At 54.1% G+C, this 15,548-nt stretch carries 14 protein-coding genes; 3 read left to right on the forward strand and 11 right to left on the reverse strand.

The genetic code is table 11. The features are described from left to right. Positions 1–41 precede the first annotated feature (41 nt). The 4 genes from C5687_RS04545 to soxR form a co-directional block, all read right to left on the reverse strand. Positions 42–1,688: a Na+/H+ antiporter gene (locus tag C5687_RS04545; protein ID WP_025757855.1), complete on the reverse strand. Its 1,647-nt coding sequence runs from the start codon at positions 1,686–1,688 to the stop codon at positions 42–44. 150 nt (positions 1,689–1,838) lie between these two features. Next, positions 1,839–3,188 (reverse strand): guanine/hypoxanthine transporter GhxP, encoded by a 1,350-nt coding sequence (gene ghxP / locus C5687_RS04550; RefSeq protein WP_025757854.1) that lies wholly within the window; start codon positions 3,186–3,188, stop codon positions 1,839–1,841. Between the two features lie 294 nt (positions 3,189–3,482). Continuing rightward, positions 3,483–4,154, reverse strand: a complete 672-nt coding sequence (locus C5687_RS04555) for a glutathione S-transferase family protein (RefSeq protein WP_045285549.1) — start codon at positions 4,152–4,154, stop codon at positions 3,483–3,485. Between the two features lie 360 nt (positions 4,155–4,514). Further along, on the reverse strand, positions 4,515–4,973 hold the full coding sequence (soxR, locus tag C5687_RS04560) for a redox-sensitive transcriptional activator SoxR (RefSeq protein ID WP_025757852.1): 459 nt from the start codon (positions 4,971–4,973) through the stop codon (positions 4,515–4,517). 98 nt (positions 4,974–5,071) lie between these two features. Here soxR and soxS point away from each other — a divergent pair, with 98 nt between their 5' ends. Then, complete coding sequence (soxS, locus tag C5687_RS04565; RefSeq protein ID WP_013095071.1) at positions 5,072–5,398, forward strand: superoxide response transcriptional regulator SoxS; 327 nt, start codon at positions 5,072–5,074, stop codon at positions 5,396–5,398. Positions 5,399–5,404: 6 nt separating this feature from the next. Here the strand turns inward: soxS and C5687_RS04570 are convergent, their stop codons facing one another. Further along, entirely contained in the window at positions 5,405–6,970 is a 1,566-nt protein-coding gene (locus C5687_RS04570; RefSeq protein ID WP_104556498.1) for an EAL domain-containing protein, read from the reverse strand. 339 nt (positions 6,971–7,309) lie between these two features. After that, positions 7,310–8,710: a GGDEF domain-containing protein gene (locus tag C5687_RS04575; protein WP_104556517.1), complete on the reverse strand. Its 1,401-nt coding sequence runs from the start codon at positions 8,708–8,710 to the stop codon at positions 7,310–7,312. Positions 8,711–9,198: 488 nt separating this feature from the next. Between C5687_RS04575 and C5687_RS04580 the strand changes: the two genes are divergently transcribed. Beyond that, positions 9,199–9,480 carry a YjcB family protein gene (locus C5687_RS04580; protein WP_025757848.1) on the forward strand — a complete coding sequence of 94 codons (282 nt, stop codon included), beginning with the start codon at positions 9,199–9,201 and terminating at the stop codon, positions 9,478–9,480. 331 nt (positions 9,481–9,811) lie between these two features. Here C5687_RS04580 and C5687_RS04590 read toward each other — a convergent pair whose 3' ends face one another. Together C5687_RS04590 and ssb1 are read right to left on the reverse strand one after the other, a co-directional pair. Further along, a complete protein-coding gene (locus C5687_RS04590) occupies positions 9,812–10,057 on the reverse strand; it encodes a hypothetical protein (protein WP_146086267.1) in 246 nt (81 codons plus the stop codon). Between the two features lie 116 nt (positions 10,058–10,173). Then, complete coding sequence (gene ssb1, locus C5687_RS04595; protein WP_008503384.1) at positions 10,174–10,698, reverse strand: single-stranded DNA-binding protein SSB1; 525 nt, start codon at positions 10,696–10,698, stop codon at positions 10,174–10,176. Positions 10,699–10,949: 251 nt separating this feature from the next. On the opposite strand from ssb1, the gene uvrA reads away from it, so the two are divergent. Then, positions 10,950–13,772 carry an excinuclease ABC subunit UvrA gene (gene uvrA / locus C5687_RS04605; protein ID WP_047957548.1) on the forward strand — a complete coding sequence of 941 codons (2,823 nt, stop codon included), beginning with the start codon at positions 10,950–10,952 and terminating at the stop codon, positions 13,770–13,772. Between the two features lie 3 nt (positions 13,773–13,775). Here the strand turns inward: uvrA and C5687_RS04610 are convergent, their stop codons facing one another. The 3 genes from C5687_RS04610 to aphA form a co-directional block, all read right to left on the reverse strand. Then, positions 13,776–14,129: an MmcQ/YjbR family DNA-binding protein gene (locus tag C5687_RS04610; protein WP_025757844.1), complete on the reverse strand. Its 354-nt coding sequence runs from the start codon at positions 14,127–14,129 to the stop codon at positions 13,776–13,778. Positions 14,130–14,131: 2 nt separating this feature from the next. Further along, positions 14,132–14,548: a secondary thiamine-phosphate synthase enzyme YjbQ gene (locus tag C5687_RS04615; protein ID WP_095441874.1), complete on the reverse strand. Its 417-nt coding sequence runs from the start codon at positions 14,546–14,548 to the stop codon at positions 14,132–14,134. Positions 14,549–14,661: 113 nt separating this feature from the next. Continuing rightward, entirely contained in the window at positions 14,662–15,375 is a 714-nt protein-coding gene (gene aphA, locus C5687_RS04620; RefSeq protein WP_047957545.1) for an acid phosphatase AphA, read from the reverse strand. Positions 15,376–15,548 lie beyond the last annotated feature (173 nt).

Raw genomic sequence — 15,548 nt, forward strand, 5'->3', positions numbered from 1 at the left:
CTGTGGGAGAGGGTTGGGGTGAGGGCATCAGACCGCACGGACTACTGATTCTCTATCAACAACGCTTCCAGCAGGTCCAGATCGTGTAACAGCTTTTGCAGCGTCTCGTTGCTGATCTGGCGCGTGGCGCGCAGATGGTACAGCTCGGCACGCTCTGAGCGCAGCGCCGCCAGGCGGAACCGGCGCTCCAGGTTCTCCTCCTGCAGCGAGCTTTCCACGTCGTTACGCCCATCGGCGCGGCGGCGCAGATTACCAATCACCCGAGAACTGACTTCCGTCAGCAGCTGATTATCGATGTTCTCTTCCGCATCCGCAGCCAGACGCTCTTCCATTTTTTGAATCGCGACAATCGCCACTTCAGCGGTGGCCGCACGCGCGATACGCTCCTCTTTGTGCTGCTGAGTCGAGTCCCCCGCGTCAATATGCTGCAGCAAAATCGGCAGCATAATCACGCCGACAAACAGGGAGAACAGGATCACGCCCGCCGCCAGGAACACCAGTTCGTAACGCGCCGGGAAGACATCACCCGTGGGCAGCAACAGCGGAATGGAGAGCACACCGGCGAGGGTGATCGCCCCGCGTACGCCGGCAAAAGAGGCAATCAGCAGCTCACGCGTGGTCCACGAGCCGAACTCCATCGGTTTTTTCTTCAGGAAGCGCACGCTGAACTTTTTCATCGTCCACAGCCAGCCGAAACGCACCAGCATCAGCGCCAGGTAAATCAGCACGATGTCGGTAAACAGCATCCAGACCTCAACGTTCGGGTCGGCTTCGGCCGCCACCAGCGAGGATTCCATAATGCCCGGCAGCTGCAGGCCCAACAGCAGGAACACCATGCCGTTAAAGACAAATTCCAGCATGGCCCAGGTGCTGTTGGCACGCAGGCGCATGGCCAGCGGCGCGCGGCGCATCACGCCGGAGCGGGTGATGGTCATCCCTGCCGCAACCGCCGCCAGAATGCCCGACACGCCAATATGTTCAGCAATCAGATAAGAGGCAAACGGCAGCAGGAACAACAGCACAATCTGCGTCGCCGGCTCATCGCCGCCCCAGCGGCTGAGGAATCGCAATGAGCGGCCGTACAACCAGCTCACCACGAAGCCTGCCAGGATCCCGCCAATGGCCACCTTAAAGAACTCCAGGGTCGCGCCGCCGACGGTAAAGACCATCGTCCCCATCGCCACGGCCACGGCAAATTTCAGGGCGACCAGACCGGAGGCGTCATTCATCAGCGCCTCACCCTGTAAAATCCCCATGATTTTCTTCGGAATACGGCCTTCACCCACAATGCCGGACAGCGCCACGGCATCGGTTGGCGACAACACGGCGGCCAGCGCAAAAGCCGGAATTAATGGGATGCCTGGTACGGCCCAGTAGATGAGAAAACCAATCCCGACCACGGTGACCACCACCAGCGCCAGCGCCAGGCCCAGGATCTCTCGTCCGTGCTCAAGGAACTCACGCGTCGGCGTTTTCCAGCCATCGGCAAACAGCAGTGGCGGGATAAACAGCACGAGGAACAGTTCGGGGTCAAATTCCACGTGCAGGCCAAACGTCGGCCACGCCAGCAGCGCGCCGATGGCAATTTGCATTAATGGCAGGGGGACCTGAAAGGGCAGTACGCGTGTAACCACCCCGGATAGCGAGACCACAAGGGTCATGATGAGTATTGTGAAGAAGATTTCCATGCGTTCCCTGTTTGCTGTGTTGCTTATTTACTACGGAAGGCGTCGTGCCTTTTATTCTATCTTCCCCAGAGTAACGTAAAAGGCAACAGGATGAGTCCTGAAAATAAAAACGGGCGGCCTGAGCCACCCGTTTTCGCATCAAAGGACAACTCAGATTGCCCAGCCGCCCGCGTAGAACGCCACCAGCGCAACGGCAATGACCACGGTACCTACGTTCAGCTTGCGCCACTCACCGGAGACCACCCGGCCAATCACCAGCGACGCGAAGCCGATCATAATGCCGGTCACGATGTTACAGGTCAGCACGATAAACACCGCGGTAATCAGACCTGACATGGCGTCGACGAAATCCGCGAAGTCGATTTTCGCCACGTTGCTCAGCATCAGCAGGCCAACGTACATCAGCGCTGGCGCGGTCGCGTAGGCCGGAACCAGATAGGAGAGTGGCGAGAGGAACAGGATCAGCATGAACAGCACGCCAACGGTGATCGCTGTCAGGCCGGTTTTACCGCCTGCCGCCGTGCCCGCTGCGGACTCGATATACACTGCCGCAGGCGCCGCGCCTACCAGGCCAGAGAAGACGCTGCTCAGGGAGTCGGTGGTCAGCGCTTTGCCGCCATCAATAATCTGGCCGTCTTTATCCAGCAGGTTTGCCTGACCCGCAACCGCACGGATGGTCCCGGTCGCATCAAACACGGCGGTCATCACCAGCGCCAGCACGCTTGGCAGGATCACCGGGTTCAGCGCGCCAACGATATCCAGGCTGCCAATCAGGGAATTGCCTTTATCATCGCTCAGCGACGGCATGGCGAAAATGCCGGAGAAGTGAACATTCGGATCGAAAATCAGGCCGACAATGGAGACGCCGATAATCGTCAGCAGAATGCCGCCCGGGACTTTCAGTTTTTCCAGACCGATAATCACCGCCAGGCCGATCAGCGACATAATCACCGGGAAGCTGGCGAAATGACCCAGCGCCACCGGCAGACCGTCCAGCGGGTTCTTGATGACCAGACCGACGCCGTTGGCGGCGATCAGCAGCAGGAACAGGCCGATACCGATGCCAGTGCCGTGCGCCACGCCCTGCGGCAGGTTGCGCAAGATCCAGCTACGGATACCGGTCGCTGAAATAACGGTAAACAGCACGCCCATCAGGAACACGGCACCCAGCGCAACCGGGACGCTGATCTGCTGGCCCAGCACCAGGCTGAACGCGGTAAACGCGGTCAGAGAGATGGCGCAACCAATCGCCAGCGGCAGGTTGGCCCACAGACCCATCACGATAGAGCCGACACCGGCCACCAGACAGGTCGCCACAAAGACCGCCGCTGGCGGGAAGCCCGCTTTGCCCAGCATGCCCGGCACCACGATGACGGAGTAAACCATCGCCAGAAACGTTGTCAAACCGGCAACGATTTCCTGGCGCACGGAGCTGCCGCGAGCCGAAATTTTAAACATGGCGTCAAGTGAACCGCCAGTACGCGCAGATGGCGTAGACATAGAAAACATCCCCTGAGAGTTTTTTAGGAAGTCTGTAAGCAAGGTGGAGACGCCGCTGCCAGCTAAACGTCAAATCCTTGTGTTGCGTTTGCGACGAAAGGGCGTCACAAAAAAAGCAAACGTTTAGCTCCGCACTTACAAACGGGTGGTCAAATTAAGGCAAACGATTATCCAGCCTAATACCCGCCCTTTTCAACTGAACTTTATCGTTTTTCGCTAAAATTCACTTATGACGCTGAAGAAATAAACAGAGGATGCGCAAACGTTATCGTTTATGCGCAATGTGTTTACATTTCAATCCTCACCCGGGATAGATAGCGGGCCACCCTGCTCCAGGGTTTTTTGCCAGCCCGGGCTGTTCTCCACCTTTGTCTTCCATGCCTGAATATGCGGCAGGTTGCTGATACCGCCGCGTGCCAGCAGGGCAAAGATCGGAAAGCTCATCTGAATGTCAGCCATACTGAGCGCTTTCCCGGCAAACCAGCTGTTTTCAGCAAGATGTGACTCAATAAAGCGCGCATGGGTTTCCAGCTGACGGTTGAGATACGCTTTCTGCACCCCTTGCCCCAGCGCTTTCCCCAGGGTTCTGATACCAAACGGCACGGGTGGCTTGCCGAGACTATTAAAGACCAGCTTCATTAACAGCAGCGGCATCAGCGATCCTTCCGCGTAATGCAGCCAGAAGCGGTACTGCACCTTATGGGCCGGATCTAAAGGCTTAAGCCGGGACTCGGGATCGTACGTTTCCTGCAGGTATTCCAGAATGGCGCCGGATTCGGCAAGGATCAGTCCGTTATCTTCAATAACCGGTGATTTGCCCAGCGGATGCACCTTTTTCAGGGAGGCCGGTGCCAGCATGTTCTTTTCCCGCTGGTAGTGAACGATCTCATACGGCAGCGCGAGTTCTTCCAGCGCCCAGATCACGCGGTGCGAGCGCGACTGGTTGAGGTGGTGTACCGTGAGCATGGTTTTCTCCTGTTATTCATACTTTTTAACTATAGAAAATCGAACAACACCGCGAAAAAAATTCGGCTAAAAAAGCGTGGGGGCGGCTGGCGAAAAAACGGGTCTTGCATAGAATTAAAGTGTCAGCACAATCCGGAACCTCCCCAACCAGCTCGACACGAGGGGTGCTGATGTCGGGGGAAACCCTCCCGTGAACCAGCGGGATAGAGTGAAAGACAAAGACCGGGAAAAACTAAAGCGCCCTTATGTGGCGCTTTAGTTCTTTATTATGCTTTTTACCGGGTGGCGCTTCGCTTACCCGGCCTGGGATCTCGGTTTTGTAGGCCGGGTAAGGCGCAGCCGCCACCCGGCAAACCGATCTCAATCCTCTTCCAGTAACCGCGCCCCCGTCCCCTGCTCGCCCAGCCTGTCTCCCGGGTTACGCAGCGGACAATCGCTACGCGACAAACACCCGCAGCCAATGCAGCCATCCAGTTCATCACGCAGGGCGACCAGCGTATGGATACGCCTGTCCAGCTCTTCACGCCACTGGGATGACAGCTCTTTCCACTCTTTCGGGCTCAGCGTATGCCCTTCCGGCAGTACGCCAAAGGCTTCGCCAATCGTGGCCAGGGGAATGCCGATTCGTTGCGCAATTTTGATAATCGCCACGTAGCGGAGCACGTCGCGGGTGTAGCGCCGCTGGTTTCCGGCGTTACGAATGCTTTTGATTAACCCTTTGCTTTCATAGAAGTGGAGCGCCGACACGGCAACACCGCTTCGCTTAGCCACTTCACCGGGGGTTAAAAGCGCTTTTATTCGCGGCAATCTCTTTTCCATAAAACCTCTTTACCTCAAGTTAACTTGAGGAATTATACTCCCCCGCAGAGAAAACGACGAATTAACCGAGATAGTTGTATCTACAGAGGGGCAACCTTATGTCGCATCAGCAGATTATTCAGACGCTTATTGAATGGATTGATGAACATATCGACCAACCGTTGAACATTGATGTGGTCGCGAAAAAGTCGGGCTATTCGAAATGGTATTTACAGCGAATGTTCCGCACGGTTATGCATCAGACGCTGGGTGAGTACATCCGTCAGCGCAGACTGCTGCTGGCGGCGCAGGCGTTACGCTCAACGCAGCGGCCGATATTTGATATCGCGATGGATCTTGGCTACGTGTCGCAACAGACCTTTTCCCGCGTATTTCGCCGTGAGTTTGACCGCACGCCGAGCGATTATCGCCACCAGTTGAACTAAGTACGATCAATGCAAAGGTTGCTGCTGCCAGGTCATAAATTCCTGGGGCGGCATCGCTTTCGCGAAGTGCCATCCCTGACAGTACTGGACGCCGCGCTTCAGCAGCCAGCTTACCTGCTCTGCCGTCTCAACCCCTTCCGCAATGGTTTTAAGCCGCAGACTCTGAGCCATCTCGATGATGTGTTCGGCGATCAGGTGGCTGGTGCTGTTGGTGGTTAAGGTATCGATAAACGATTTATCGATTTTCAGAATATCCACGTTCAGCGAATAAAGGTTATGCAGGTTCGAGTAACCGGTACCGAAATCATCGATCGCGACTTCATAGCCCGCCTGACGGAAAGCCTGAATCACCGGCGTGGTTTTGGGGACATCGATAAAACCGCGTTCCGTCACTTCTATTTTGATTTGCTGCGCACGGACGGCGTAGTGGCGGGCCTTGTCAGAAATCATGGCAATCAGCCGCGAGGAGTGAAAATCCGTGGCCGACAGGTTAATTGAAATATAGAGATGCGGATGCCCGGCCAGGAAATGGCCCAGATCGCTGAACACCTCCTCAACGACATAGTCCGTGATCCGCTCGCTCATGCCCTCTTTTTCCGCCAGCGGGATAAATTCCGCCGGGCTCATCACCTGCCCGTTAAAACCCGGCCAGCGTAACAACGCTTCCGCGCCCACACACTGATTATTCTTAATATCAATAATCGGCTGATAGTGTACGCAAAGCTGACGCTTGTTCAGCGCCCGGTGCAACAAGCGCCCTGGCGAATTAAGCTCACGATGGGTACGGGACCATACCAGCAAAATAATCATGCTGCAGATCATGCCCAGCGGCAGCGTCAGCGTCGCCTGATGATAAAGCGTTTCATAAAAGCGTTTATTCGATGTCGACACAATTGCCGCAATCGGTCTTTTGGGCGATTTTACGACCGTATAAAAACGGTTATCTTTTTGAAATACCGATTCCTTATCCCGAATCATCGAATTTAATAACGACACGTTGGCTTTCTGGCTAACGGAAAAGAACGCATTGGTAACCGTGTCGTATACTCCCCATGAAAGGGAATGATCTTCGGACATGACTTCGCTGTATGAAAGTGGATTAACCACCACCACATAATTTCCGCGCTGCATATATGTCATTTTATAGCCAGTATAAAATGGGGTATCGCGATAATAATAGATAGCGACGTCAGGTTTCCGGGTGTAATTAGCAACGGGAATGGCGTAGGGATGATCCGGTGTAAAAACGGTCGAACAAAGAAAATTCTGACCTTCGGCATAAATTAAATCAGCAACAAACAGGCGGCCACGAACCACGTTCAACATATATTGACGGTGTTCCGGCGTACAACGCTCACCCTGATATTTTGTAGCCTCAATCCGGGCCAGATCAACCTGATGAATAACCAGCTCGGTCTTGTCTAAAGCCAGTTCAGCAAAGGTGCGTAGCTGGGCGCTTGTTTCTGATACGGCTCTTAGCTGGGCAAACCATAGCGCAAGCATCACCGGCAGCATAACTACCATGATGATCCCTACCACCCTGAGCATCTTGCGCCGTGCGCTACGATTCATTTCCCGCCCTATATCCCTGCATGTTGTACGCCTGTAGTAATGAAGGCCGGATGCTTTGTTTAACAGGTGATTACGTTGCATGAATCATGCGAAGTTAGCAACTGACTTTTAGTATTAAAAATCTTAAATTTCGTTATGACGATAATATTTTCCCGTAAGTGAAACTGTAAGTATTCGTTCCGTTTCAATTAAGGAAAATAATTATCCAGCCCTTAAGCGCGGTGGGAAGATAACACAACAGACGATCGTTGATTAAGCCAAACTTGTGACAGCACGAAAAAAACACAACCCCATCATGACATTTTATGCTATTTGTTTGGGCGTATTTTGTGCATTGATTTATAAATAATCAGCCACCACCGTTTTTCCTCGCCCCGAATGCTTGGCCTCATATAATGCTTTATCGGCACGCCTCAGTAAGGCCGAAGTATCCCGCTGTCCCCCAGAGACTTCGACAACGCCAGCGCTAAACGACAGCGACAGCTTTCTCTCACCCACCACCAGCGGGTGAGTTTGCAGAAAGGTGCGCAGCCTGGCGGACAACTGCGCAGCGCCATTGCCGTCAGAGTGCGCCAGCAAAAGCAAAAACTCTTCTCCTCCCACGCGCCCTAACGCTGACTCTGAGGGCGCTAACTCACGGATCGCGTTACAAAAGTGAAGGAGCGCCGCATCGCCCACCGGGTGACCCCACTCATCGTTGATCTGCTTGAAAAAATCCAGGTCAAACATCAGGACACAAAAGTGGCTGTTAACCTCCTGCCGGGTACTGGCCGCCAGCGCAAGCTCCAGCTGCTGCAAAATCGCCGAACGGTTAAAGCAGCCGGTAAGATCGTCGGTGGTGGCTTTTACCTCCAGCTCCTGCTCAGCTTTTTTCCGCTCGGTAATGTCCAGCCCAATATTGAGGATAGAGTTGTCCGGCAACAGAATGTTGGACCACAGTACCGTCAGCCGGGTGCCGTCTTTGCGCAGCGGATGCCATTCATACATATCTTTAAGCGGTGAGACATTGACCGACTCCCTGACCCGCCGCCGCTCTTCAGGGTCGGGATAAAACAGCGCAAGCGGATCGGCATATTCAGCGATCTCCGCCATCGTCCAGCCGAACACTTTTTCACATTCGGCATTCCATAGCACGCAGCGGTTAAATTTGTCGAAAGAGTTCATTAACACCGGAGCCCGTTCAAACAGGGTCTTATATTGCGTCACGACGCGCTGCATTTCCTGGGCGGTTTTCTCCCGGGCAATAATTTCCGCGAAATAGTCTTTTAATTTTTCGACCAGCACCACGACAATATTTTTCAGAACCGGCAGAGAATAGAGTCGTTCATCAAACCCTAAAAAGAAATAGCCGCTGCAGTGCCAGTTATGGGTCGAAAGTTTGCACAGCACCCCGCTTTGCAGCTGCGCATAGCCGGGATGCTGAGGAGGAAATAACGCGCGGCCAATATTCTCTTTCCAGTAGACCACCCGCCACGAACGATGATGCCGCTCCAGCAGAGTGCCCGCGAGGAAATCGGCGACCTCGAAGGGATGGCAGGTCATCTCCCCGGCGCTGACCACACGCTGCAGGCCGTCATCACCATTTACGCTGACCCAGGCAAGGCTTGCGCCCAGGGCGCGGCTGATAGTCTCCAGCATGTCGGCCAGTGAACATTGGGCATGAAGCTGGGGCATCAGCTTTGCCAGCGCATGCAGCGCCTGCATGCTGTCATTAATAATCTCACGTCGGTTTTCTTTCATTTTTTTTCGCTGATTATCAGGCGATAAACCGGACGCAACTTTCTTCAGATTCGAAATGTCGTCATACCAACGCCACAAGCTGGATCTCAGCGCAGCGAATTAAAACAACGTTGTGTGTAATTAAATACGTACAAATAAATAAAAAAACAATAAAATTCAAAAACCTGAAAGGTTAGCTGCGAGTAAAATTAATTGTCCACTCAAGCATAAGCCATAGGGATATGGCTGTAAACGTTATACAACGCGCCCTCTTTTGCATCGATTTTGCTATCTCAATGAATTCATTATAAAGAGTACGGGGAATGAGAGCTTAGCCTGCAAAGATATATTTTCTCCCAGGCGAATACGGTTACAGGCAGCGAGGAATCCCTCTTTTTCATCAGCCCGGGACTGGCGAATAAAACAGCAAACGTGATATAGTTCACACATCTTATGTAACGAAAAAATCTGTTTCATTCAGTTCGTCTGTTTTGTAGAGGATGGGTTTTATGGCAACCATTACTACCAGCATGGTTCTCTTGCGCTGGCCTTTGTTGAGTGCGGTACTGATGTTTTTAGCCAGCACGCTGAACATTCAATTTCGTAAATCTGACTACACGGGCCTTGCTGTCATCAGCACGCTGTTAGGACTGGGCGCGGCCTGTTGGTTTGCAACAGGTCTGCTTGGCATTACCCTGCTGGATATGGCCGCCGTCTGGGAAAATATTAAAGTGGTGATGGTTGAAGCGATGAGCCATACACCACCGGACTGGCCGATGGTCATTACCTGATGGTCGTTTTATAACAAGATGTTAAGAGCCTCTTTTACGAGGCTTTTTTATTTTCAGGGCTTCAGTCCATAACAGGCAGCGGGAATTTACTGATAATCGCCAGGCGGTTCTGGTGGTGTTACAGCCGAGATTGCCAGAAGCTCATACCGTCACGCGTCTGGTGACGATCTGTGATAATGACGTTGTATTTTTCCAGTAAGTATTGGGAAAACACTTTGCCAGGCAGATCGCGTAACACGCCACGATGCGACGGTTTGGGCGACCGCCATATCTGGATTTGCGTTACCGGCATGTAGTTTAAGAAGGCATATTTTTGATAAATCACGCGATTTTAGTAAACAATCTCTTTGGTGATTTCATTAACTAAGGCCAGTTCAAAATGCTCGTCAGGAATACCCGCAATACGATTTTCAGCCCTGACAAAAGGATAGCCTGGAGGGAATGGGCCAAAGCTCAGCTCATCATCGACTGATGCTCGAAGGGAAATCTCATTCAGCAACGTCGTATTATGGCTGTCCACAGTCAGCATTGAGAATGTTTTCTGGACGTCAGCAGGATCAAAGAGTTGTTGTGGCATAGCACCTTGCGGACGATATTATTCAGACAACATTTACACCGTTATGAATGTAATTATCAACCACCGGGTAATACAAGAAGCCCTGCGACAGCAGGGCTTTTCTTAGAGGCTGGAAATCAGAACGGAATGTCGTCGTCGAAATCCATTGGCGGTTCGTTAGACGGCGCTGGCGCAGACTGCTGCTGTGGACGAGACTGTGCGCCGCCGCTGAACTGGTTGCCGCCCTGTGGCTGCTGAGGCTGACCCCAACCGCCCTGCTGCTGGCCGCCACCTGCTGGTGCGCCACCGCCCTGACGGCCACCCAGCATCTGCATGGTGCCACCGACGTTAACCACCACTTCAGTGGTGTACTTCTCAGCACCGGACTGATCGGTCCATTTGCGGGTACGCAGCTGGCCTTCGATATACACCTGAGAACCTTTACGCAGATACTCACCGGCCACTTCTGCCAGTTTGCCAAACAGCACAACGCGGTGCCATTCGGTCTGCTCTTTCATCTCACCGGTCGCTTTATCACGCCAGGATTCGGAAGTAGCCAGCGTAATGTTGGCAACTGCGCCACCACTCGGCATGTAGCGTACTTCCGGGTCCTGGCCCAGATTACCGACGAGAATCACCTTGTTTACGCCTCTGCTGGCCATGTTCGTGTCTCCTGAATACGTTTCTTAATAGTGTAAACGCGCGAGTGTACCATTTCCATGCTGCATTTTGATAGCTGCGAGATGGATTCCAGAGTTCTCGTGCGAACATAACATTGTTACACAGTCAGTCAGAAAATGCATTCCAATACTGTATATTCAAACAGGTCAAATTGTGTCATAATTAGCCGTTTCTGACAGCCGTTTGTCCTTCAAACAAACCAGGCAATCCGTGTTCCAACCGGGAAAGGTGAATGGATAAGATCGAAGTTCGGGGCGCCCGCACCCACAATCTCAAGAATATCAACCTCATAATCCCTCGCGACAAACTCATTGTCGTGACCGGGCTTTCGGGGTCTGGCAAATCCTCACTGGCTTTCGACACTCTGTATGCCGAAGGACAGCGTCGTTACGTTGAATCACTCTCTGCGTACGCGCGTCAGTTCCTGTCGCTGATGGAAAAACCGGATGTCGACCACATTGAAGGCTTGTCTCCTGCTATCTCTATTGAGCAGAAGTCCACCTCGCATAACCCGCGCTCAACGGTCGGTACCATTACCGAAATTCATGACTACCTGCGTCTGCTGTATGCCCGCGTGGGTGAGCCGCGCTGCCCGGACCACGACGTCCCGCTGGCGGCACAGACCGTGAGCCAGATGGTGGATAACGTGCTGTCGCAGCCGGAAGGCAAACGCCTGATGCTGCTGGCGCCGATCATCAAAGAGCGTAAGGGCGAGCACACCAAAACGCTGGAAAACCTGGCAAGCCAGGGCTATATCCGCGCCCGTATTGATGGCGAGGTGTGTGACCTGTCCGATCCCCCTAAGCTGGAGCTGCAGAAGAAGCACACTATTGAAGTGGTGATTGACCGCTTTAAGGTGCGTGACGATCTCGCCACGCGTCTGGCGGAATCGTTTGAAACCGCGCTGGAACTCTCCGGCGGTACCGCCGTGGTCTCCGACATGGACGACCCGCAGGCGGAAGAGCTGCTCTTCTCCGCCAACTTTGCCTGTCCGATTTGCGGCTACAGCATGCGCGAGCTGGAACCGCGCCTGTTCTCATTCAACAACCCGGCGGGCGCCTGCCCGACGTGTGACGGCCTGGGTGTGCAGCAGTATTTTGACCCGGATCGTGTGATCCAGAATCCGGAGCTGTCGCTTGCGGGCGGCGCGATCCGCGGCTGGGATAAGCGTAACTTCTACTACTTCCAGATGCTTAAATCGCTGGCAGAGCACTATAAGTTCGACGTGGAAGCGCCGTGGGCCAGCCTGAGCCCGAACGTGCACAAAGTGATCCTGTTCGGTTCCGGTAAAGAGAACATCGAGTTCAAATATATGAACGATCGCGGCGACACCTCCGTACGTCGCCACCCTTTCGAAGGGGTGCTGCACAATATGGAGCGCCGCTACAAAGAGACGGAATCCAGCGCGGTACGCGAAGAGCTGGCGAAGTTCATCAGCAACCGCTCCTGCGCCACCTGTGACGGCACCCGTCTGCGTCGCGAAGCGCGCCACGTGTTTGTGGAAAACACCGCACTGCCGACCATCTCAGACATGAGCATCGGTCACGCAATGGACTTCTTCAACAATCTGAAGCTCTCTGGCCAGCGCGCGAAAATCGCCGAAAAAGTGCTGAAAGAGATCGGCGATCGTCTGAAGTTCCTGGTCAACGTCGGCCTGAACTACCTGACGCTTTCCCGCTCGGCAGAAACGCTCTCCGGCGGTGAAGCCCAACGTATCCGTCTGGCAAGCCAGATTGGCGCAGGCCTGGTCGGCGTCATGTACGTGCTTGATGAGCCGTCCATCGGCCTTCACCAGCGCGACAACGAGCGTCTGCTCGGTACCCTTATTCATCTGCGTAACCTCGGCAATACGGTGATTGTGGTTGAGCATGATGAAGATGCGATCCGTGCTGCCGACCATGTTATCGACATCGGCCCGGGCGCGGGCGTACACGGCGGCCAGGTGGTCGCGGAAGGCACCCTGAAAGACATTATGGCAGTGCCAGAATCGTTAACCGGCCAGTACATGAGCGGCAAGCGCAAGATTGAGGTGCCGAAGCAGCGCGTGGCGGCGAATCCGGAGAAAGTGCTTAAGCTCACCGGCGCGCGCGGCAACAACCTGAAAGACGTCACCCTGACGCTGCCGGTTGGCCTGTTTACCTGTATTACTGGCGTATCCGGTTCCGGTAAATCGACGCTAATCAACGATACGCTGTTCCCGATTGCGCAGACGGCGCTGAACGGCGCGACGCTGGCCGAACCGGCACCGTACCGTGATATCCAGGGGCTGGAGCATTTCGATAAGGTTATCGACATTGATCAGAGCCCGATTGGCCGGACCCCGCGTTCCAACCCGGCGACCTATACCGGCGTCTTTACGCCCGTACGTGAGCTGTTTGCAGGCGTTCCGGAAGCGCGTTCGCGCGGCTATACGCCAGGTCGTTTCAGCTTTAACGTTCGCGGCGGCCGCTGTGAGGCGTGTCAGGGCGACGGCGTGATCAAGGTGGAGATGCATTTCCTGCCGGATATCTACGTGCCGTGCGACCAGTGCAAAGGCAAACGCTATAACCGCGAAACACTGGAGATTAAGTACAAAGGCAAAACGATCCACGAAGTGCTGGACATGACCATCGAAGAGGCGCGTGAGTTCTTTGATGCCGTACCTGCGCTGGCGCGTAAGCTGCAGACGCTGATGGACGTCGGTCTGACCTACATTCGTCTGGGGCAATCCGCCACCACACTGTCAGGGGGCGAAGCGCAGCGCGTGAAGCTGGCGCGTGAGCTGTCCAAACGCGGTACCGGTCAGACGCTGTATATCCTGGATGAGCCGACCACCGGTCTGCACTTTGCCGATATCCAGCAGCTGCTCGACGTTCTGCATCAGCTTCGCGATCAGGGCAACACCATTGTGGTCATTGAACACAACCTGGACGTGATTAAAACCGCGGACTGGATTGTCGATCTCGGCCCGGAAGGCGGCAGCGGCGGCGGTGAAATCCTTGTCTCCGGCACCCCAGAGACCGTTGCAGAGTGCGAAGCCTCGCACACCGCGCGCTTCCTCAAGCCATTGCTGTAATTGTCACACGGAGAGTTGCTGTCGGGTCGCTTCCGGCAGCAGCTCAACCGCCTGCTGATAAGACGCGTCAACCAGATAGTATATTTGTGAGCCTGGCAGCGACCCGTCAAGATAGACGGTACTCCAGTGAGCTTTATTGAGATGCTTGCTTGGCCGCACGTCATGGTGCTGCTGGCGTAACAAATCGGCCAGTTCCGGGCTGGTTTTCAGCGACGCCGCTGGACGCCCCTCAACCTCTTTCACCATCGCAAACAGGACGTCCCCCACTTTAATCTGGGTGGCTTTCCAGTCGCTATGAACGCTCTGCTCCGCGCCTGGTTTACTCATGCAGTACTGAAGTAGCTCCGAAATTGTCATCTTTATTCCCCTTGTAGCGTGGCGATAATTTTACGCGAACCACCGTGAATACGATGCTCTCCCAGCCAGATCCCCTGCCATGTTCCCAGCATTAGCCGCCCATGGTGTACCGGTAATATCAGCGATACGCCCAGCAGGGAAGATTTGATATGTGAAGGCATGTCATCGTCGCCCTCATAGTCGTGCTCATAAGGCGCGTTGTCCGGAACGGTCTTCAGAAAATGGTGCTCCATGTCAGACCGGACGGTGGGATCGCAATTTTCATTAAGTGTGAGAGAGGCAGACGTGTGCTGAAGCAGCAAATGCAGCAAACCCGTTTTGACCTGCGACAGGTCGCGGATTTGCCCGATGACTTCATCCGTCACCAGGTGAAATCCGCGTGGTTTAGCGCTTAACGTCAGGGTCTGTTGATACCACATGTGCTGCTCCGTAATGAAAGATGAATCTTTCTAAGTGTGCAGCAAGAAGACGAAAGGTAAAACCCGCAGCAGCGAGATTTGACTAAAAAAGAGTCAAAGCCGCTGCCTGGGGCTTAATACTCCGAGTTGACGATCACCTCTTCGCCAAACTTTCCGGCCATCGGCAGCGGTCGATAGGTCGAGTTAGAAGCGCGTAATACTCTGATCCCTCTGGCCCCGACGTCATGCGCAGCGGTAATGTCGTTATCTGAATCACCGTAGAACAGTTTGATATTTTTCATTTCCAGCCACTGGGTTTTGGTGTTTTGCCCTTCTTTGTCACCCGCAAAGATCACCGGGTTCATGTTGGCCGCCGGGATCATGAAATCATCCTGCAGGGTTTTAGAGACGGTTTCCGTTTTGGTCTGACTGCGTCCGGTGACAAAGTAAATGCTGTCGCCGCGCTTCACGTGCATGGCGATAAGCGCGCGGGCCACCTCTTTCGGGATGCTGAATTCGTCCCAGCCGTTGTTCATTTTTTCCCAGAATTCGGGGTTTTTCAGATACGCTTCGCTGTCGGGGGAATACATTTTTTTGCCGCGCCAGAATCCCGGGCTGGAGAACAGAACGGTATCGTCAATATCAAAGCCCACGGCCATTGGCGGACGCCCCATCAGGCTGTTCTCGATCTGGGCCACGGAAACCCAGTGAATGGGTGCCTGTTCGGCAAGAATGGCAGCGGTGGTGCCGGTGTAAAGCGGCGTCGGGGCGGAAGCGCGCGCGACGACAGCACTGTTAAGCGAGAACAATAAGCAGGCGGCGCTGAGCGCCAGTGTGATCTTGCGCATATTTTCCCCTGAATATTCAGTTCGTTATCGTTTTATTTTGAGCGAATGGTCAAAAACTTTCCGACCATAACCCCAGCGGGAGGTGAAGGGAAGGAGTTTTTACTTATGAAGTCGAATAAAAAGAAGACGATCACAAAGCACAGAAGAGGCGTGTAGGCCCGGTAAGCGCAGCG

Origin of the sequence: Enterobacter sichuanensis (assembly GCF_002939185.1) — a bacterium.
Taxonomy (GTDB): domain Bacteria; phylum Pseudomonadota; class Gammaproteobacteria; order Enterobacterales; family Enterobacteriaceae; genus Enterobacter; species Enterobacter sichuanensis.

Bases quoted from the DNA above. Each gene is read 5' to 3' on its own strand.
- C5687_RS04575 (WP_104556517.1), bottom strand. From the start codon at position 8,710: ATGAAAGAAAACCGACGTGAGATTATTAATGACAGCATGCAGGCGCTG.
- C5687_RS04615 (WP_095441874.1), bottom strand. From the start codon at position 14,548: ATGTGGTATCAACAGACCCTGACGTTAAGCGCTAAACCACGCGGATTT.
- C5687_RS04580 (WP_025757848.1), top strand. From the start codon at position 9,199: ATGGCAACCATTACTACCAGCATGGTTCTCTTGCGCTGGCCTTTGTTG.
- C5687_RS04590 (WP_146086267.1), bottom strand. From the start codon at position 10,057: ATGCCACAACAACTCTTTGATCCTGCTGACGTCCAGAAAACATTCTCA.
- C5687_RS04610 (WP_025757844.1), bottom strand. From the start codon at position 14,129: ATGACAATTTCGGAGCTACTTCAGTACTGCATGAGTAAACCAGGCGCG.
- uvrA (WP_047957548.1), top strand. From the start codon at position 10,950: ATGGATAAGATCGAAGTTCGGGGCGCCCGCACCCACAATCTCAAGAAT.
- soxS (WP_013095071.1), top strand. From the start codon at position 5,072: ATGTCGCATCAGCAGATTATTCAGACGCTTATTGAATGGATTGATGAA.
- C5687_RS04545 (WP_025757855.1), bottom strand. From the start codon at position 1,688: ATGGAAATCTTCTTCACAATACTCATCATGACCCTTGTGGTCTCGCTA.
- ssb1 (WP_008503384.1), bottom strand. From the start codon at position 10,698: ATGGCCAGCAGAGGCGTAAACAAGGTGATTCTCGTCGGTAATCTGGGC.
- ghxP (WP_025757854.1), bottom strand. From the start codon at position 3,188: ATGTCTACGCCATCTGCGCGTACTGGCGGTTCACTTGACGCCATGTTT.
- soxR (WP_025757852.1), bottom strand. From the start codon at position 4,973: ATGGAAAAGAGATTGCCGCGAATAAAAGCGCTTTTAACCCCCGGTGAA.
- aphA (WP_047957545.1), bottom strand. From the start codon at position 15,375: ATGCGCAAGATCACACTGGCGCTCAGCGCCGCCTGCTTATTGTTCTCG.
- C5687_RS04555 (WP_045285549.1), bottom strand. From the start codon at position 4,154: ATGCTCACGGTACACCACCTCAACCAGTCGCGCTCGCACCGCGTGATC.
- C5687_RS04570 (WP_104556498.1), bottom strand. From the start codon at position 6,970: ATGAATCGTAGCGCACGGCGCAAGATGCTCAGGGTGGTAGGGATCATC.